We start from the raw sequence: 18,979 nt of genomic DNA on the forward strand, positions 1-18,979 counted from the left end.
CCATGCTTAGTGCCCAAGACCGTGCCATCGTCAAATCCACTGTGCCCCTGCTGGAGAGCGGCGGCGAAGCGCTGATCACGCATTTTTACCGCATGATGCTCAGCGAATACCCAGAAGTTCGCCCGCTGTTCAACCAGGCCCACCAGGCCAGCGGTGACCAGCCCCGCGCGCTGGCCAATGGCGTGCTGATGTATGCGCGGCACATCGATCAGCTGGACCAACTGGGTGACCTGGTGGCCAAGATCATTCACAAACATGTGGCCTTGCAGATCCTGCCGGAACACTACCCGATTGTGGGCGCCTGCCTGCTGCGCGCCATCTCTGAAGTGCTCGGCAGCGAGATCGCCACGCCTGAGGTGATGAATGCCTGGGGCGCGGCCTACGGCCAGTTGGCCGACATCCTGATTGGCGCCGAAGCGGCCATCTACGATGAAAAAGCCCAGGCGCCGGGCGGCTGGCGCGGTGCGCGGCCGTTCCTGTTGGTCAAGCGTGTGGAGGAGAGCGACGAGATCATCTCCTTCTACTTTGCCCCTGTGGACAACGGCCCGATCCTGCAAGCCGCACCGGGCCAGTACATTGGGATGAGGCTGGTTCTGGACGGCGAAGAAGTGCGCCGCAACTATTCCCTGTCGGCCCTGAGCGATGCGGGCCTGTACCGCATCAGCGTCAAACGCGAGGCCGGTGGGCGGGTGTCCAACTACCTGCATGACCAGATGCATGTCGGTGCAACCATCGACCTGTTCCCGCCATCGGGTGAGTTCACGCTGGCGGCCAGCGATAAACCGCTGGTGCTGATCAGCGGCGGGGTAGGCATCACCCCCACATTGCCCATGCTTGAAGCGGCCCTGGCAACCGAGCGCCCGGTGCACTTTATCCACTGCGCCCGCAACGGCGGCGTGCATGCGTTCCGTGATTGGGTCGATGCCCTGGCGGCCAGGCACCCGCAGCTCAAACGCTTTTACTGCTATGCCGAGGACGACGGCGTGAGCCCTGCGGCGGACAAGGTGGGGCTGTTGAGCCAGGAGCAATTGGCGGCGTGGTTGCCCGAGGAACGTGACCTGGATGCGTACTTCCTGGGGCCTAAAGGCTTTATGGCGGCGATCAAACGCCATCTGAAGGCGTTGGGTGTGCCGGAGCAGCAGGCGCGCTACGAGTTCTTCGGCCCGGCGGCGGCGCTGGAATAAGTACATCTACCCTCGCCACAACAAGCCCGGCTCCCACATTGGAATGCGATTCCCTGTGGGAGCCGGGCTTGCCCGCGATGGCGTCCGCTCAGCCACAACATTTATCCCGATTAATCCGCAGTTAACCCCTCTCTGTTTTAACCATGCTCTGTGTGTAAACTTGCCGGCATTGGCACAACGACAAAGGGAAAACGGGGATGAGTGACGAATTGCGTTTAGGCAGGGAGCGGCGCTTTCTGGTGTTGCTGGGCATCATCTGCCTGGCGCTGATTGGCGGTGCGCTGTATATGCAAGTGGTGTTGGGCGAGGCGCCGTGCCCGCTGTGTATCCTGCAGCGCTACGCTTTGCTGTTGATTGCGATCTTTGCCTTTATCGGCGCCGCCATGCGTCGCAAAAGTGCGGTCACTGTGTTTGAAGGGCTGGTAGTCCTCAGTGCCGTGGGCGGCGTCGCAGTTGCAGGCCACCACGTCTACACCCAGTTCTTCCCGGAGGTCAGTTGCGGCGTCGATGTGCTGCAGCCGATTGTCGATGAACTGCCACTGGCCAAGGTGTTTCCATTGGGCTTCCAGGTCGACGGCTTCTGCAGCACGCCGTACCCGCCCATCCTTGGCTTGTCCCTGGCGCAATGGGCGCTGGTGGCGTTCGTGCTGACGGTGATTCTGGTGCCGCTGGGCATCTATCGCAATCGCCAACGCCAGGCCTGAGTCTGCTCGCCAAAACGCCCCGGTCTTCCTTGAAGGAAGTCCGGGGCGTTTTTGGTTGTAGGGATTTGTGAAAGGGCCGTGACGAGGGGCAACAATAGGTGCGCGCAGCGTGCGACATGTTGTCACACGGACGTTGCCGCAGGACGTTTCTGACCCATCAAACCGCCGCCTGAATTTGCACCCGATGGCTAAATTGTGCTGTCAGTTCATCGTTTGGGCGATGCCGCGAATGTCACGCCGTGCGAGCCATTGGGTGATGTCCGAATGCCTTGTTTTATGGGGGCTTGGATCCGTTTTGCAAGCCCTTACAAGGTGTAAGGGAAGTGGCGTTGTGCCCAATAACACGGCAATTTTTGTGGTTTTTGTTGGGAATCGAACACGATAAGATCGCGAACCTTTGCAGGATTAGTGAAGGATTGTTGCTGTAATCGATAAAAATTATTTCTTTATAAGACATGGTTTATACATCGCTAGCTAACTACAATCGCCCGCACTGAATGTCCGGTGCTGTTCAATATTTGAGCACTGGAGCGGTCGAGGGGCAGATGGACGGCTCTGTGCGACCCCAAGGTTCCGGCAGCCTTTCAACTATCCGCACCAAATGGAATTGGTCTGTAACAAGGCCTTTAACCACGAAATCGAATAAGAACTCACCGCAGGTCCGTGAAACGTACAGTTATGGCGTGACGGGCAGGCTCTTATTCAATCGAAGAGAAATGCCAACCCTTGGCAGGGTGAAGTGTTGGCGATCAAAACCCAACTGCATTGCGCAAGCTGCTTTAGAGGTCGTGAGATGAGTAAAAACAGGTACCCCCGATTACTAGGCTTTTTGCCGCTGATTGGCATGCTGTTAATGCTGGGAGGCTGCAAGTGGACCTTGATGGACCCAAAAGGACAGATCGGTCTGGATCAACGAAACCTGATCATCACCGCTACCCTGCTGATGCTGCTGGTCGTGGTCCCTGTGATCATCATGACCTTCGCCTTCGCCTGGAAATACCGCGCGTCGAACACCAGCGCTACCTACGCGCCTAAGTGGTCGCACTCCACCAAGATCGAAATCGCCGTGTGGCTGGTGCCGGTCCTCATCATCATCGCCCTGGGTTACATCACCTATAAGTCGACCCACGAGCTGGACCCGTACCGTCCGCTGGAATCCAACGTCAAGCCGATCAATATCGAAGTGGTCGCGCTGGACTGGAAGTGGCTGTTCATCTACCCGGACCTGGGTATCGCCACGGTCAACGAGATCCAGTTCCCGGAGAACACTCCGCTTAATTTCCGGATCACCTCCGATGCCGTGATGAACTCGTTCTTCATCCCTGCACTGGGCGGCCAGATCTACGCGATGGCGGGCATGCAGACTCGCCTGCACCTGATCGCCAACGAAAAAGCTGAAATGGAAGGCATCTCCGCGAACTACAGCGGCGCTGGCTTCACCGGCATGAAATTCAAAGCGATCTCGACGAGCCAGGAAGACTTCAACGCCTGGGTAGCCGCAGTCAAGGCCGCACCTAAACAGCTTGATCAAGCTGAATACGACGCCCTGACCAAACCAAGCCAGAACAACCCAGTCGCTCTGTACTCCGCGTTTGAGCCGGACCTGTTTCAGAAAATCGTCGACAAGTACGAAGGTATGAAGCCAGGCAAGCCGGTCAAGCACGAGAAGAAAGAAGTGGCCGTGGTTGAAGGTTCTGACACGGGCTCGCATTCAACTGCTGGGGCAGAGGAGTAAACGATGTTTGGTAAATTAAGTTGGGATGCGGTCCCGTTCCACGAGCCGATCGTGATGGTGACCATCGCCATGATCGCGCTGGGTGGTCTGGCACTGTTTGCTGCAATCACGTATTTCAAGAAGTGGACCTACCTGTGGACCGAGTGGCTGACGTCTGTCGACCACAAGAAAATCGGTGTCATGTACGTCATCGTTGCCATGGTCATGCTGCTGCGTGGTTTTGCCGACGCCATCATGATGCGTACCCAGTTGGCCATGGCCACCGAGGGTTCGCCTGGCTACCTGCCGCCTGAACACTATGACCAGATCTTCACCGCTCACGGTGTGATCATGATCATCTTCATGGCGATGCCATTCTTCACCGGCTTGATGAACCTGGCCTTGCCGCTGCAGATCGGTGCTCGTGACGTTGCCTACCCGTTCCTGAACTCCCTGAGCTTCTGGCTGCTGGTTTCCGGCGTGGTGCTGATCAACCTGTCCCTGGGCGTCGGCGAATTCGCCAAGACCGGCTGGGTTGCGTATCCGCCGTTGTCGGGTATTCAGTACAGTCCGGGCGTGGGTGTGGACTACTACATCTGGGCGCTACAGTTATCAGGACTTGGGACGACACTGACGGGGGTCAACTTCCTGGCCACCGTCCTGAAAATGCGCGCCCCTGGCATGAAACTGATGGACATGCCGATCTTCACCTGGACCTGCACCTGGGCCAACGTCCTGATCGTGGCTTCGTTTCCGATCCTGGCCGCTACCATGGCGCTGCTGTCGCTTGACCGTTACCTGGATTTCCACATTTTCACCAATGAACTTGGTGGCAATCCAATGATGTACGTGAACCTGTTCTGGGCATGGGGTCACCCTGAGGTGTACATCCTGATCCTGCCAGCGTTCGGTATCTTCTCTGAAGTGATCTCGACCTTTACCGGCAAGCGCCTGTTCGGTCACCACTCGATGGTTTATGCATCGGGCGCAATCTCTGTACTGGGCTTCATGGTGTGGCTGCACCACTTCTTCACCATGGGTTCGGGGGCCAGCGTCAACGCCTTCTTCGGCCTGGCGACGATGTTGATTTCGATCCCGACGGGGGTGAAGCTATTCAACTGGCTATTCACCATCTATCACGGCCGTCTGCGTATCACCAGCCAGGTTCTGTGGACCCTGGGCTTCATGGTGACCTTCGCCATCGGCGGCATGACCGGCGTACTGCTGGCCATTCCGGGTGCTGACTTCGTACTGCACAACAGCCTGTTCGTGATCGCGCACTTCCACAACGTGATCATCGGTGGTGCTGTATTCGGCTACATCGCAGGTTTCAGCTTCTACTTCCCGAAAGCGTTCGGCTTCAAGCTGCACGAAGGTTGGGGCAAGGCTGCATTCTGGTTCTGGATCTCGGGCTTCTTCGTCGCGTTCATGCCGCTCTACGCGCTGGGCTTCATGGGCATGACCCGTCGTCTGAACGCCACTACCAACCCTGAGTGGGTGCCGTACCTGTACGTCGCCATGTTCGGTGCGTTGATGATTGCTGCCGGTATTGCCTGCCAGCTGATCCAGCTGTACGTGAGCATCCGTGACCGTAAGCAGAACGCTTGCGACTCCGGTGACCCATGGAATGGCCATACCCTGGAATGGTCGACCTCGTCGCCACCGCCGTTCTACAACTTCGCTGTGATTCCTACTGCGAACACCATTGATGCGTTCACCGAAGCCAAGGAAGACGGTACTGCGTACCAGCGTCCTAAGCACTACGAGCCGATCCACATGCCGAACAACACCGCCACTGGCGTGGTGATGGGCGCGCTGTTGACCGTGTTCGGTTTCGCGATGATCTGGCACATCTGGTGGCTGGCAATCGTGGGCCTGGTAGGCACTATCGGTTACTTCATCATTCACGCTGCCCGTGATGATCAAGGCTACATGGTGCCGGTCGAGACGATCGAACGCATCGAAGCCGAGCAGCACGCTCGCCTGGTAGCCGAGAAGAAAATCCCGGCCAACCGTGTAGAAACCTCGTTGGAACAGGCTTAAACCATGTCGAACTTAGTGACCAATGCTGGACACGCCCATGTCGATGACCATGGGCACGATGACCATCACCACGACTCGGGGCCAATGACCGTATTCGGTTTCTGGCTCTACCTGATGACCGACTGCATCTTGTTTGCGTCGATCTTCGCGGTGTACGCGGTACTGGTAAACAACGTAGCGGGTGGCCCGTCGGGCCACGACATCTTCGAACTGCCTTACGTGCTCGGCGAAACCGCCTTGCTGTTGTTCAGTTCGATCACCTACGGTTTCGCCATGTTGGCCTTCTACAAGGGCAACAAGAAAGGCGTACTGAGCTGGTTGGCACTGACCTTCCTGTTCGGCCTGGGCTTCATCGGCATGGAGATCAACGAGTTCCACCTGCTGATCTCCGAAGGCTACGGCCCGCACCGTTCCGGCTTCCTGTCCGCGTTCTTCACGCTGGTAGGCACCCACGGTCTGCACGTAACTGCCGGCCTGCTGTGGATGGCGGTGATGATGTATCAGGTCAATAAGCACGGCCTGACCAACACCAACAAGACTCGCCTGAGCTGCCTGAGCCTGTTCTGGCACTTCCTGGACGTGGTCTGGATCTGCGTATTCACCGTCGTTTACTTGATGGGGACTCTGTAATGGCTAATGCACACTCCCATGACCATGACAGCCATGATGCGAGCCACGGCAGCGTAAAGTCTTACGCTATCGGCTTCATCCTGTCGGTCATCCTGACCCTGATCCCGTTCGGCCTGGTGATGTACCCAACCTTGCCGAAGTCGATCACCTTGATGATCGTCCTGGCGTTTGCGGTGATTCAGGTTCTGGTTCACCTGGTGTACTTCCTGCACCTGGATCGCTCGAAAGAGCAGCGCGATAACGTGATTGCGTTCGTGTTCGCAGGTCTTGTGATCCTGCTGCTGGTTGGCCTGTCGATATGGATCATGTTCAGCATCCATACGTTCATGATGGCGAAGTGAGGTAAGACCCGATGTCGCTTAAGCACTTTATCCAAATCACCAAACCGGGGATCATTTTCGGTAACGTGCTTTCTGTGGCAGGCGGTTTCTTCCTGGCCTCCAAGGGGCATGTCGATCTGGCCATTTTTCTGGCTGCGATGATCGGCACGTCCCTGGTGGTAGCTTCCGGTTGTGTGTTCAACAACTGCATCGACCGTGACATCGACTTGAAGATGGAACGCACCAAGAATCGTGTGCTGGTGCAGGGCCTTATCTCCCTGAAACTGGCACTGATCTACGCGACCGTCCTGGGTGTTGCCGGTGTAGCCCTGTTGTACAAGGTGGCTAACCCGTTGGCGGCGCTGTTTGCCGTGATCGGTTTTGTTATCTACGTCGGCCTTTACAGTCTGTACCTCAAGCGCAAGTCGGTTCACGGCACGCTGGTGGGCAGTCTGTCGGGGGCGATGCCGCCGGTGATTGGTTATGTGGCTGTAACCAATAGCTTCGACATGGCTGCGCTGGTGCTGCTGGTGATGTTCAGCCTGTGGCAGATGCCGCACTCCTATGCCATCGCGATCTTCCGCTTCAATGACTACCTGGCTGCGTCGATTCCGGTTCTGCCGGTTAAACGTGGCATTCAGGTGGCCAAGAAACACATCCTGCTCTACATCCTGGCCTTCCTCGTGGCGACCTTGATGTTGACCTTCAGTGGCTATGCCGGCATGAGCTACCTCGCCGTCGCCGCCGCCATGGGCATGTACTGGTTGTACATGGCCTGGACCGGCTACAAGGCGGTGGATGACACCGTCTGGGCGCGCAAGCTGTTCGTGTTCTCGATCTTCACCATCACCGCGCTCAGCGTGATGATGTCCCTGGATTTCCAAGTGCCGAAAGAGCTGTTGCTGACCTACGCACACTGAGTCACCGAGCAACAAAAAGCCCCGCCTTCGCAAGAAGCGCGGGGCTTTTTATTGAGTGGCCTTTAAACTATTCCCACATTCTACAAATGCAGGAAGCAACGTGATGACTAAAAAAGCCGTGATGGTATTCAGTGGCGGGCAGGACTCGACCACCTGCCTGATCCAGGCGCTGGGGCAGTATGACGAAGTGCACTGCATTACCTTCGATTATGGCCAGCGCCATGTGGCCGAAGTTGAAGTCGCGCAGAAGTTGGCCAAGCAGTTGGGCGCCACCGTTCACAAAGTGATGGACGTGTCGCTGCTCAACGAGCTGGCGATCAGCAGCCTGACCCGCGACAACATTCCGGTGCCGACCGTGAACAGCTCGGGCGAAAGCCTGCCGAGTACTTTTGTGCCGGGGCGCAATATTCTGTTTCTGACCCTGGCGGCGATCTACGCCTATCAGGTCAAAGCTGAAAGCGTGATTACCGGTGTCTGCGAGACCGACTTCTCGGGTTACCCCGATTGCCGCGATGACTTTGTCAAAGCGCTGAACACGGCGCTTGAACTGGGCATGGATTACAAGCTGCGCCTGGACACGCCGTTGATGTGGCTGAACAAGGCTGAGACCTGGGCTTTGGCAGATTACCACCAGCAACTGGACCTGGTTCAGCACCAGACCCTGACTTGCTACAACGGCATCATTGGCACCGGCTGCGGTAATTGCGATGCATGCAACCTGCGGGCTCGGGGCTTGAATGAGTATTTGCAGGACAAGGCGGGTGTGATGAGCAGCCTGAAGCAGAAGTTGCAACTGAGCTAGTTGTAGGAGTCATACTCGGTCATGTGGGAGCTGGCTTGCCTGCGATAGCATCAACTGAATGTCACTGACATACCGAGTTGTCTGCATCGCAGGCAAGCCAGCTCCCACATTTAGAGCGCATTACATCAGGCTGCGCTACCGGTAATCCAGCGTTTGAACAACGCACGCGCGCCATAGGCCGGCAGGATATTAAAAAACGCAAAGCCGACTTTGATCGCGATCTGCACGTAGATCATGCTCAAGATGTCGCTGGTCTGCATCGCGCCATAGAACGCAATAAAGCAGAACAGGAAACTGTCGATAATCACCGCAAAGAACGTACTGAGGAAAATCCGCAGGTACAGGTATTTGGAGTTGGTCAGTTCCTTGATCTTGCACAGCAAGTAGGAGTTTATGTTCTCCGACACCAGGAACGAGACCGAGGACGCGACCAGTACCGAGGACACCTGAATGATCACATCGTTGTAAGGGCCATCGAGTTTCCAGCCGGGCAGCCCTGGCAGAAACGTCGAGCCGTAGAGCAGGATGATGATCATCGCGTTACTGGCGAACGCAAACAAAATGGCACGTCTGGCCAGCCGCAGGCCGAATTGCTCGTTGAGCAAATCCACGATCAAAAACGTCAGCGGGTACAGAAACGTGCCTGGCGTGACGATGATGCCCATCGACTCCAGGTAAATAGGCTTGGTCGCGGCAATGCTGGTGAAGATATAAAACGTGAACAGCAACAGGTTCAGGATGATGTAGATCATCCAGGAGTTTTCGTTGCGGTCGTTTATATCGTAGGCCGTCAGCGTCCCTCCCTGTGAATAAAACTTCTTGTACATGTTCTTAACTTCCATTTTATTGAGGTTGTCCATTATTTCGCTGTTGATGACTTCACTCAGCTTCATCTTGATGACCTTGCCGGTGGCGATCACCATGATCACCGCCAGGCGCTTGTCATTCTCAAAGCCCAGCAGCTTGTATTTGCTGTTTTCGATGCCCGCTTCATACGTTGTCATTGAAGCGCTCCTCAATGATGTCGCCGATTACACACAGGCGCTCTGAGCCAACGCAGGCTTCAAGGGTGATAAACATCTTTTGGATGGCCCGGTCGTACACCAGCTTTTCTTTGCCCAGCGTTGACGTGCCTTTTTGCACGATGAGCAAATCGCCCGGCTCGTTGATACCGGGAATGCCACGTTCCAGGCGCACACCGATCAGGTTGTAGGAAGAGCCGAAGTAGTAGGTCAGCGGATACAGGGTGGCCAACTCGCCAATGCGCTTGTCCAGGTTCTGGATCACCAGACTTTCCTTGAGCACCGGCACGGCGGCCGGGTTCATGTTGCCCTGTGGGGAAACACTGCTCTCGATGATTTCCTTGGCTTCAAAATCGAGGGTCTCGATTTCATCGTAGGAAACACCGAAGAAGTCCGAGATCTTGCGGACAGTGGACTGCTGCACGTTGACGACCTTGCCTTCCAGGATGTTGTAGATGGTGGTCCTGGTCAGGCCGGCGGCATTCGATAGCGACAGCTGCGTCTCGCCGCGGCTTTTGATCAAGTACTTGATGTTGCTCTTCAAGTGCTCGGTTTTTTCGCGTCTGTGTATCACGTGCTCACCACTTCCTTTTAGTCGTTAACGTCCGTTGTTTGCGCAACCACAGCAGGGAGCGCCCGTTCCGGGGGCGCTTGTGGTTTTGCGGCGGCGGGAGTGTTGCATGCGTCGGCCCTAACAATAAAGTCCGGATGCGCTGCGGGCGTGCTTTTGATGGGGCTGGAGTCTGGAAAATGAACATTTGATTTGGAAAATGTTTAATTTCCTGTTTAATTGATCCTCTCGGTTCAGGACGGACCGGCACGCAACGCCCAGGAAGGGACCCGCACTGATGGCATTCAATACCGTACCTCTGAAAGACCAGGCCGACCTGCTGCGTCGTGGCCTGGCGGATCTGCGCGCAGAAGACTTCGAACTCGCCAGCCTGCTGGATGCTGAAGTCACTCGCCAGCATCGCACCCTCTCAATGGTGGCTTCTTCCTGCGCGGTCAAGCCCCGCACTCTGGTGGCCTGCGCCTCTGCACTGGTCAACGTGAGCGCCGAAGGCACGCCCGGCAAACGCTATCGCACCGGCTGCGAAAATGTCGATTTAGTGGAATCCCTGGCCATCCGCAGGGCGCGGGAGTTGTTCGATGCACATTACGCCGGCGTGCAGCCTCATTCGGCGTCCAATGCCATATCCCAAGTGCTGTCGGCGCTGCTTGAGCCGGGCGATACGCTACTGGGCATGGCCCACGACCATGGCGGCGAACTCACCCTTGGCAGCCCGGCGGTGTTCACCGGGGCCTATTACAAGGCTATCCGCTACGGCACCACCGGCGAAGGCCTTATCGATTATGAGCAAGTGCGCAGCCTGGCCCTGGCCCATCGCCCACGCATCATTATTTGCGGTGCGGGTGCTTACTCCAGGGTGGTGGATTTTGAGCGGTTTCGCGCGATTGCCGACGAGGCGGGCGCCATCCTGCTGGCGGATATTTCCGCTATTGCCGGGTTGGTGGTGACGGGGCGCCACCCGAGCCCGATCAACGCCGCACACGTCACCATCACCTGCACGCACAAGCAATTGGGCGGCCCACGGGGCGGGTTGATTTTGTGCGGCCGCGACGCCGAGACCAAGGTGCCCGGCCTGCGGTCGACGTTCAGCCGTGTGCTGGATCAAGCCGTGTTCCCGCGCATGCAAGGGGCGCCGGCGGTCAATATGATCGCGGCAAAAGCGGCTGCCTTCGGGTATGCGAAGTCAGCGCAGTTTGATGCCTGCATGGGGCGTGGTCGTGCGCTTGCCGATGAGGTGGCCAGTGCGTTTGCGGCCCAGGGTTACGACGTGGTGGGCGGGCGCAGTGACAACCATACGGTACTGATCCGGTTGCGGGGCGCCATGACCGGTGCCATCGCCGAGGCGGCCCTGGAGTCTTGCGCCATTGTGGTGAGCAAGCATCGCGTACCAGGCGAGACACGCTCGAAGTTGGTCACCAGCGGTTTGTGTATTGGCACCGGCTGCATGGCGCAACGCGAACTCGACGCCGAGGGTTGCCGCCAGGTGATTGCGCTGGTGTGCCGGGTGTTGGAAAACGCCACCCCGCTGGGCGAACAGGACTATCGGCTTGGGCCTGAGGTGCGCGAGCAGGTGCGCACAGCGGTAGAGGCCCTGTGCATGAATTACCCGATCGCCGACTACCTGGAGGGTTGATCACGGCGCAGGTGGCTAAATCAGCTGAGCGCCTTCTCGTCATACTTCTTTGTACGAACCGTGAGAAACCATCACCCGTCTACAAGGAGTCGCGCCATGTTCAGCGTAAGTCGTCGGTCTCTTCTCGCCTTTGGCGCGGCCCTGCCGGTGCTGGGCCGCCTGGATTGGGCGGTCGCCAGCCAGCCAGCGGCTCCGGCGGACACGGTGCGGCTTAATTACAACGAAAGCCCCTACGGTCCCTCAGACTCCGCCCGCGAGGCGATGCAGCGTGGCATCGGCCTCTCCGGGCTGTACCCCTATGGTTACATGTACGGCTTGGCCGAACAGTTCGCCAAATCGCAGGGGCTTGTCGAAGAACAGGTCGCTGTATTCGCCGGCTCCATGGCCGCCCTGCGCTACGCGGTGCTGGCGTTTACCAGTCAGGCCCGTGGTCTGGTGATGGCCACGCCGTCCTATGAAGTACCGCGTCAGGCCGCCGAGTCATGGAAGGCACCGGTGTACGAAGTGAGCCTCAATGCCGACCACGCCCATGACGTGCCGGCCATACTTGCCGCCGACCCTCAGGCGGGCATGCTGTACCTGTGCAACCCCAACAACCCGACCGGCACCCTGACACCCACCGAAGCGATCCGCCAGGCGCTGGCGAACAAACCCAAAGGCTGCGTGCTGGTGGTGGACGAGGCCTACATCGACTTCTGCGACGCACAAAGCTGCGTGAGTTGGGTCAAGGATCACGACGACTTACTGGTGCTGCGCACCTTCTCGAAAATCTACGGCATGGCCGGTGCGCGCCTGGGCCTGGCGATCGGCCACCCGGTGTTGCTGGAACGGCTGGCGGTGTTTGGTGGCGACAATGTGCCGGCGGCGTCCACGTTACTCGGTGCTCGGGCGAGCCTGGAAGACCTCAAGCTGGTGCCGCAACGCAAGGCGCTCAACGCCCAACTGCGTGACGAAACCGTGGCTTGGCTAAAGGGGCGTGGTTTTGCCTGCACCGCGTCGCAAAGTAATTGCTTCATGATTAACGTGAAGCAACCGGCAGAACAGATCATCGAGAAGCTGGCTGCACAGGGCGTATTGGTCGGGCGGGTGTGGAAGGATTGGCCGCAGTGGGTGCGGGTGACGGTGGGCAACAAACAGGAGATGGCGCGGTTTCGCGAGGTGTTCGCGAGTCTTTAAAGCAACACAAAACCCATGTGGGAGCTGGCTTGCCTGCGATAGCAGCACCTCGGTCTATCAGGCAAACCGAGGTGATGCTATCGCAGGCAAGCCAGCTCCCACCTTTTGAGCAATGCGTTACTGTTGCTGCGCGATGCTGTACCCATCAAACGCCGTCTGCTGCTGCAGCGCAGTAATCACACTCTTGCGGCTCAACGGCTGCTCGGCGCCGGCGTTATCCACAAAGCTCTCGGTTTCAAGCTCAGCCTCATCACCTTCACCCACAAAGCTGAAGCCCAAAAACTCGAACGCCTCGCGGTCAACGTTGAGCTTGGAGCGCGGCGTGCGCAGCGGCAGGGTGACGCTGATGCCATCCTTGCTGATCACAAACACTTCGGCTTCTTTCTTGGCCCGTGCAGCTTTGCCCTTGCCGGCGCTTGGGTTGCTGATGGCCTGGTGAGACTGGTTCAGCACCTTGAGGGCCAGGCCGTAGACCAGCTCCTGAAACTCGGGATCGTCCTTGAAACTGGAGAGGATGCGGCTGATCGAGAACTTACTGCTCAAGTCTTCCAGGGCGATATTGTCGGCCGCCTCGGCATCCTTGAGTTGCTTGAGCTGGCCCATCAGGTCGTAGGCCTTGTCGTCGTCGAAAGCGTCATGGGCCTGGCGAATGGCCACGCGCAGTTCACGGATCTGGTCGCTTTCCTTGGAGGTGTGGAACGCGTCCAGCACCATCTCGCTGATGATCTTGGCCGCAGGCACATGCTGTGAAAGATTGATGGCGTTTTCGTATTCGGCCTTCGAGTGCAGGGCGACTACGGATTCTTCGGCGGCGTGTTCGGTGTAAGAATCAGGCATTGAAATTTCACTACTTCAGTAAACGGGAGACAAAAAAGCGTCGCGCATTTTCGGCGGCCACGCAGGTCAGGTCAAGGCAGCACACTGCCCTTATCGCGGCGCAAGGCGCTCAGCGCCCGCTGCAATCGATCGGCCCGCCCGCAGAACAGACCAACGGTAAACCCCGACACACCGCCTACGGCCAGCAACATCTCAGGTGTGCTCAACAGCAACGGATGCACGGCCTGCTGATAGCCGAAGTAGTATTTCACCGCAAAGAACAGCTGCGAGATCAACAGGGTTTTCCAGGTACCCGCCAGCACCAGCGTTTCGCCATTGGCATCGAGCCGGGCGCCATCGGCGTTGAACAGCAACATCCCCATCAGCCAGCCTGCCAGCACACCACCGACCCAGGCACCACTCGACAGGATCGAGGGCGCCAGCGACATCAGCGACCACACCACCAGCACCACCGGCAAAATCAGCAGCGAGCGGCGATTCTCACGCCCGCCCATGCAGGCCTTGATGCCGTAATAACAAATCCACAGGTAGATGGCGTACACCCACACGGGCGTGCCTTGGAGGATATCGAGCATGGGTGCTTCCTTGCAGGGGCGGGAAGCGCTGATAGTCGTTGAGCCATCATCGTTTTGTCCATCGATTTGGCGCTGACTCACATCAACACCCTCCACGGCAAAACCCGTTACAACACAAAGGCCTGATGAACCCATAAAAACAACCGCTGGCCTGCGCCGAGGGGGCTACTCCACGCCAGGTTATTAAAGGATTAATGCAATGGCCTTTTCATTGTCCCGCCTGGCCTTGCTGGGGGCGACGCTGTGTCTTGCGCTACCTCTGCACGCCGCCCCAACCCAAATCGAGCAGGGTCAATACGTGGCCCAACTGGGCGACTGCATCGCCTGCCATACCGCCAGGCACGGTCAGGTGATGGCCGGCGGGCTGGAGCTGAGCACGCCGATGGGCACGATTTATTCGAGCAACATCACGCCGGACCGCGACACTGGTATCGGTAATTACAGCTTCGAGCAGTTCGACAAGGTGATGCGTGAAGGCGTGACGCCGGCGGGCATCAACCTTTACCCGGCGATGCCGTATCCGTCCTACGCGAAGATGAGCGCAGAGGACATGCGCGCCCTGTACGCCTACCTGATGCAAGGCGTGGAGCCGGTGCGACAGGCCAACCTTGAGGCGGACATGGGCTTCCCGTTCAATCAGCGCTGGGGCCTGGCGCTGTGGAATGTTGCCTTTCTCGACAAGCAGCCGTTCCAACCCGACCCGCAGCGTAGCGCGGTGCTCAACCGTGGTGCCTACCTGGTCCAGGGCCTGGGGCATTGCGGCTCGTGCCACACGCCACGGGGCATCGCCTTCCAGGAAAAAGCCATGAGCGATACGGGCCGCAGCGGCCGGCATTACCTGGCCGGTGAAACCGTCGAGCACTGGCGCGCCCTGAGCCTGCGCAACCTGTGGACGGTGCCAGACACCGTGCAACTGCTCAAGACCGGGCAGAACCGCTTTGCCACGGTCGCTGGCAACATGGCCGATGTGATCCACCACAGCACCCAGCATTTCAGTGACGACGACCTCACGGCCATCGCCAGTTACCTCAAATCCTTGCCGCCCGGTAAAGATGATCTGCCAATGCCAGCGGTCGCCCAAGCACCGGCCGCACCGCCAGCCGACCTGTTCACCAGCCGTGGCGGCCTGGGCTATATGCAGTTTTGCAGTGATTGCCACCGCAGTGACGGCGCTGGCGTAAAAGGCCTGTTTCCACCTTTGGCCGGTAACCCGAGCATTGCCTCGAACAACCCGACTTCGCTGTTGCATATCACCCTGACCGGCTGGGAAACCGCGCAAACCGCCGCCCACCCAAGGGTCTACACCATGCCCGGTTTCAGCCGACTGGCCGATCAGGAAACCGCCGAAATTCTCACTTTCGTACGCACCCGTTGGGGCAACGAAGGCACGCCAATCAATGCGGGCCAAGTGAAGAAACTGCGTGACCAACTCAACCCTGACACCACCGATTCGTCAGCCTTCGAAACCCCAAGGCTGGCGAATTTGCTCGCCGCACCCAACGCCGACCAGGTTGTCCGCGGCATGCGCCTGCACCTGCAAACCAAGGCGCTGCTGCCGGATAACGTCGGCAATTCGCTCAACTGCACCAGTTGCCATCTCAACGCCGGCACCGTGGCGGATGGTTCGCCGTTTGTGGGTGTGTCGGCGTTCTTCCCCAGTTACGCGCCGCGTGCGGGCAAGGTGGTCACGCTGGAGGAGCGCATCAATGGCTGTTTCCGCCGTTCCATGAACGGCAAGCCGCTGGCGCCGCAGTCGGCGGATATGCAGGCGATGGTCGCCTACTTTGACTGGATGAAAAACAACACCCGCCCTGAAGATAAAGTCGCCGGGCGTGGCGTGGGCAAGATCGACCCGGCGATCAAGCCGGACCTGGACAACGGCAAGCAGGTGTATGCCAAGCAATGCGCGGTGTGCCATGGCGATAACGGCCAAGGCCTGGCGCGTGCCGACGGCGAGCTGGTGTATCCGCCACTGTGGGGCGAGCAGTCGTTCAATATCGGCGCTGGTATGGCGCGGCCTTACACCGCGGCGGCGTTTGTGAAGCGCAACATGCCGATCGGCTTCCACGAAAAATTCCCGCTGGGGCAGGGCGGTTTGTCGGACCAGGAAGCGGTGGATGTGGCGGCGTATTTCTCTGGCCAACCGCGCCCGGATTTTCCGGACAAGGTCAGAGACTGGCCCAACGGCGGCAAGCCCGTGGATGCGCGCTACTAGTTCAACTGCTTAAGGCAGGCCTCGAGAATATCCAGGCCTTGCTCCAGCACCGCAGGCTCGGTGGTCAGCGGTGCCAGCAGGCGGATGATATGCCGCGACTTGCCGCTGGGCATCAGCAGCAAGCCGGCATCGCGTGCCAGGCTGAGCAGTTGGGTCAGTTGCTGGGGAGCGGGCGTGCCGTCGGCATGGGCCAGCTCGATGCCGCGCATGGCACCCACGCCGGTCAGGCGGCCCAGATAGGGCGACAGCTGTTGCTCGCGCCAGGCGGCATAACGGCGAACGATGGCGGCTTCCTGCTGTGACCCCCAGGTTTTCAATTGCGCGTCGGTCATCGCATCCAATGTTGCCAAAGCAGCCGCGCAGGCAATTGGGTTTCCGGAATAGGTGCCACCGAGGCCGCCTTTGGGCAAGTTGTCGAGCAGCGCCTTGCGCCCGACCACCGCGCCCAATGGCACGCCACCGGCGATGCTTTTGCCGAGCAGGATCAGATCCGGCTCGATGCCCAGGCGCGAGAAGGCAAAACGCTGGCCGGTACGCCCGAAGCCGGACTGGATTTCATCGACAATCAGCAGGATGTTTTTATCATCACAGAAGCGGCGCAGGGCCTGGGCGAACTCGATGTCCAGGGCCAGAAAGCCGCCTTCGCCCTGCACCGGCTCGATGATGAAACAGGCCACATCGTTGACGTCGATTTCCACACTGAACAGACGGTCCATGGCCTTCAGGGCTTCGGCGCAGGTCACACCGTTATCGGCGCTGGGGTAGGGCAGGTGATACACCGGGCCGGGTAGTACGCCGACCTTTTGCTTGTAGGGCGCCACCTTGCCATTCAGGTTAAGCGTGGCCAGGGTGCGGCCGTGGAAGGCGCCGTCAAAGGCGATCACCGCCGTGCGGCCGGTGGCGCCGCGCACGATTTTCAAGGCGTTTTCCGCCGCTTCCGCGCCGCTGTTGGTGAGCATGCCGCTTACCGCGTAATCCACCGGGATAAACGCACAAAGGCGATCCATCAGCTCGATGTAGGGCGCATGCGGCGCGGCGTTGAAGGCATAGTGGGTGAGCCGCGTGGCTTGTTCGCGAATCGCTTCCACCACGCCTGGGTGACAGTGCCCGAGGTTGAGCACGCCAATGCCACCGACAAAATCGATATAGCGCTTGCCCGTGGTGTCCCAGACTTCGGCATTTTTACCGTGACTGAGGCTGATGGGGTGAACGATGGAAATCGACTGGCTGATGCTTTCGCGGCTCATGAATCGGGGACTCGGCAGTGGCGGGCGTGTATTTATCTAAGCCGCGCGCCCGGCTTTGCCGCAAACGAAATAAAGTCGCCGGGTCATTCCAAATCGGAAGGAGCTGTTGCCTAAAGGTCGTTTGTGGCCGCGCTGCAAACCTGACAATACTGCCGGGCAACCTCAGAAACCGGCGCGGGCAGTGCGGCGCCGAATAATAAAAGACTCACAGGGAGTGCCTCGCATGAACCACCTCAAAACCCTTATCGCTGCCACGGCCGTGGCGCTTGCCGGCAGTGCCCACGCGGGCGTGACCCTGGACGCGATCCAGAAAAAAGGCTTTATCCAGTGTGGCGTCAGCGACGGCCTGCCGGGCTTTGGCGTGCCGGACAGCCAGGGCAAGATGACCGGCCTCGATGTGGACGTGTGCCACGCTGTTGCCGCCGCCGTATTCGGCGATGCCTCAAAAGTGAAGTTCACCCAGTTGACCGCCAAGGAGCGATTCACCGCGTTGCAATCGGGCGAAATCGACCTGATCTCCCGCAACACCACCTGGACCAGCTCCCGCGATTCCGGCATGGGCCTGGTGTTTACCGGCGTGACCTATTACGACGGCATCGGCTTTCTGGTCAACAACAAGTTGGGCGTGACCGCCGCCAAGCAACTCGATGGCGCGACCGTCTGCATCCAGGCCGGCACCACCACCGAACTCAACGTTTCCGATTATTTTCGTACCCACGGCATGAAGTACACGCCGATCACCTTCGACACCGCCGACGAGAGCGCCAAGGGCCTGGAAGCCGGGCGTTGCGACGTGCTCACCACCGACCAGTCGGGCCTGTATGCCCAGCGCATCAAGATGGCCCACCCGGATGAGTTCGTGGTGCTGCCCGAGGTGATCTCCAAAGAGCCGTTGGGGCCGCTGGTGCGTAAGGGCGACGATGAGTGGTTCAGCATCGTCAAGTGGACCCTGTTTGCCATGCTCAATGCCGAAGAAATGGGCATCACCTCGCAGAATGTCGAGGCGCAGGCCAAGTCCACTCAGAACCCCGACGTTGCGCGGCTGCTCGGGGCCGACGGCGATTACGGCAAAGACCTGAAGCTGCGCAAGGATTGGGTGGTGCAGATCGTCAAGCAAGTGGGCAACTACGACGAAGTGTTCGAACGCAATATCGGCCAGGGCAGCGTGCTGAAGATCAAGCGCGGGCTCAATGCGTTGTGGAGCAATGGCGGCATCCAGTACGCACCGCCGGTGCGTTGACTCAGCACTGCCTCAGGTGGGAGCTGGCTTGCCTGCGATGGCCACAGGTATCTCCACAACTTTCTAAGGCCGCCACATTCCTCTGTGGCGAGCGGGCTTGCCCGCGTTGGGCTGCGCAGCAGCCCCAGTGCGGGTACCGTGATACT

17 protein-coding genes and 1 pseudogene are annotated in these 18,979 nt (G+C 58.9%); 12 read left to right on the forward strand and 6 right to left on the reverse strand.

All coding sequences use genetic code 11. The features are described from left to right. Window positions 1–2: 2 nt before the first annotated feature. A complete protein-coding gene (gene hmpA, locus HBO23_RS27700) occupies window positions 3–1,184 on the forward strand; it encodes an NO-inducible flavohemoprotein (RefSeq protein WP_170040522.1) in 1,182 nt (393 codons plus the stop codon). Between the two features lie 197 nt (window positions 1,185–1,381). Beyond that, the gene (locus HBO23_RS27705; RefSeq protein WP_170040524.1) at window positions 1,382–1,888 is read left to right on the forward strand and encodes a disulfide bond formation protein B; all 507 of its coding nucleotides are present in this window, start codon (window positions 1,382–1,384) and stop codon (window positions 1,886–1,888) included. Window positions 1,889–2,362: 474 nt separating this feature from the next. Here HBO23_RS27705 and HBO23_RS34120 read toward each other — a convergent pair. Beyond that, window positions 2,363–2,654, reverse strand: a pseudogene (locus HBO23_RS34120) (hypothetical protein). Between the two features lie 27 nt (window positions 2,655–2,681). Between HBO23_RS34120 and cyoA the strand changes: the two are divergent. The 6 genes from cyoA (at window position 2,682) to queC (ending at window position 8,317) form a co-directional block, all read left to right on the forward strand. Next, the gene (gene cyoA / locus HBO23_RS27710) at window positions 2,682–3,623 is read left to right on the forward strand and encodes a ubiquinol oxidase subunit II (RefSeq protein ID WP_026013527.1); all 942 of its coding nucleotides are present in this window, start codon (window positions 2,682–2,684) and stop codon (window positions 3,621–3,623) included. 3 nt (window positions 3,624–3,626) lie between these two features. Further along, the gene (cyoB, locus tag HBO23_RS27715; protein ID WP_017135070.1) at window positions 3,627–5,645 is read left to right on the forward strand and encodes a cytochrome o ubiquinol oxidase subunit I; all 2,019 of its coding nucleotides are present in this window, start codon (window positions 3,627–3,629) and stop codon (window positions 5,643–5,645) included. Window positions 5,646–5,648: 3 nt separating this feature from the next. Next, complete coding sequence (locus HBO23_RS27720; RefSeq protein ID WP_010206435.1) at window positions 5,649–6,275, forward strand: cytochrome o ubiquinol oxidase subunit III; 627 nt, start codon at window positions 5,649–5,651, stop codon at window positions 6,273–6,275. After that, on the forward strand, window positions 6,275–6,616 hold the full coding sequence (cyoD, locus tag HBO23_RS27725) for a cytochrome o ubiquinol oxidase subunit IV (RefSeq protein WP_010206434.1): 342 nt from the start codon (window positions 6,275–6,277) through the stop codon (window positions 6,614–6,616). The genes HBO23_RS27720 and cyoD overlap by 1 nt, the downstream gene beginning before the upstream one ends. An 11-nt stretch (window positions 6,617–6,627) precedes the next feature. After that, window positions 6,628–7,515 carry a heme o synthase gene (cyoE, locus tag HBO23_RS27730; RefSeq protein ID WP_017135069.1) on the forward strand — a complete coding sequence of 296 codons (888 nt, stop codon included), beginning with the start codon at window positions 6,628–6,630 and terminating at the stop codon, window positions 7,513–7,515. A gap of 103 nt (window positions 7,516–7,618) precedes the next feature. After that, the gene (gene queC / locus HBO23_RS27735) at window positions 7,619–8,317 is read left to right on the forward strand and encodes a 7-cyano-7-deazaguanine synthase QueC (RefSeq protein WP_017135068.1); all 699 of its coding nucleotides are present in this window, start codon (window positions 7,619–7,621) and stop codon (window positions 8,315–8,317) included. 125 nt (window positions 8,318–8,442) lie between these two features. On the opposite strand, the gene HBO23_RS27740 is transcribed toward queC, so the two are convergent. Next, window positions 8,443–9,321, reverse strand: a complete 879-nt coding sequence (locus HBO23_RS27740) for a queuosine precursor transporter (RefSeq protein WP_017135067.1) — start codon at window positions 9,319–9,321, stop codon at window positions 8,443–8,445. After that, complete coding sequence (locus HBO23_RS27745) at window positions 9,308–9,913, reverse strand: helix-turn-helix transcriptional regulator (RefSeq protein ID WP_170040526.1); 606 nt, start codon at window positions 9,911–9,913, stop codon at window positions 9,308–9,310. The genes HBO23_RS27740 and HBO23_RS27745 overlap by 14 nt, the downstream gene beginning before the upstream one ends. A gap of 274 nt (window positions 9,914–10,187) precedes the next feature. On the opposite strand from HBO23_RS27745, the gene HBO23_RS27750 reads away from it, so the two are divergent. Further along, the gene (locus tag HBO23_RS27750; RefSeq protein WP_170040528.1) at window positions 10,188–11,543 is read left to right on the forward strand and encodes a serine hydroxymethyltransferase; all 1,356 of its coding nucleotides are present in this window, start codon (window positions 10,188–10,190) and stop codon (window positions 11,541–11,543) included. A 96-nt stretch (window positions 11,544–11,639) separates the two neighbouring features. Further along, window positions 11,640–12,719 carry a pyridoxal phosphate-dependent aminotransferase gene (locus HBO23_RS27755; RefSeq protein ID WP_170040530.1) on the forward strand — a complete coding sequence of 360 codons (1,080 nt, stop codon included), beginning with the start codon at window positions 11,640–11,642 and terminating at the stop codon, window positions 12,717–12,719. Between the two features lie 117 nt (window positions 12,720–12,836). Here HBO23_RS27755 and HBO23_RS27760 read toward each other — a convergent pair whose 3' ends face one another. Next, the gene (locus tag HBO23_RS27760; RefSeq protein ID WP_017135403.1) at window positions 12,837–13,556 is read right to left on the reverse strand and encodes a hypothetical protein; all 720 of its coding nucleotides are present in this window, start codon (window positions 13,554–13,556) and stop codon (window positions 12,837–12,839) included. A gap of 71 nt (window positions 13,557–13,627) precedes the next feature. Continuing rightward, window positions 13,628–14,131 carry a DUF6622 family protein gene (locus tag HBO23_RS27765; RefSeq protein ID WP_170040532.1) on the reverse strand — a complete coding sequence of 168 codons (504 nt, stop codon included), beginning with the start codon at window positions 14,129–14,131 and terminating at the stop codon, window positions 13,628–13,630. Window positions 14,132–14,330: 199 nt separating this feature from the next. Here HBO23_RS27765 and HBO23_RS27770 point away from each other — a divergent pair, with 199 nt between their 5' ends. Beyond that, window positions 14,331–16,346, forward strand: a complete 2,016-nt coding sequence (locus tag HBO23_RS27770; protein ID WP_170040534.1) for a c-type cytochrome — start codon at window positions 14,331–14,333, stop codon at window positions 16,344–16,346. Here HBO23_RS27770 and HBO23_RS27775 read toward each other — a convergent pair. After that, window positions 16,343–17,593 (reverse strand): aspartate aminotransferase family protein, encoded by a 1,251-nt coding sequence (locus HBO23_RS27775; protein WP_170040536.1) that lies wholly within the window; start codon window positions 17,591–17,593, stop codon window positions 16,343–16,345. The genes HBO23_RS27770 and HBO23_RS27775 overlap by 4 nt on opposite strands. A 223-nt stretch (window positions 17,594–17,816) precedes the next feature. On the opposite strand from HBO23_RS27775, the gene HBO23_RS27780 reads away from it, so the two are divergent. Next, window positions 17,817–18,833: an amino acid ABC transporter substrate-binding protein gene (locus HBO23_RS27780; protein ID WP_170040537.1), complete on the forward strand. Its 1,017-nt coding sequence runs from the start codon at window positions 17,817–17,819 to the stop codon at window positions 18,831–18,833. The last annotated feature ends 146 nt before the right edge of the window (window positions 18,834–18,979 follow it).

Source organism: Pseudomonas sp. WS 5532 (assembly GCF_012985445.1).
GTDB lineage: Bacteria > Pseudomonadota > Gammaproteobacteria > Pseudomonadales > Pseudomonadaceae > Aquipseudomonas > Aquipseudomonas edaphica.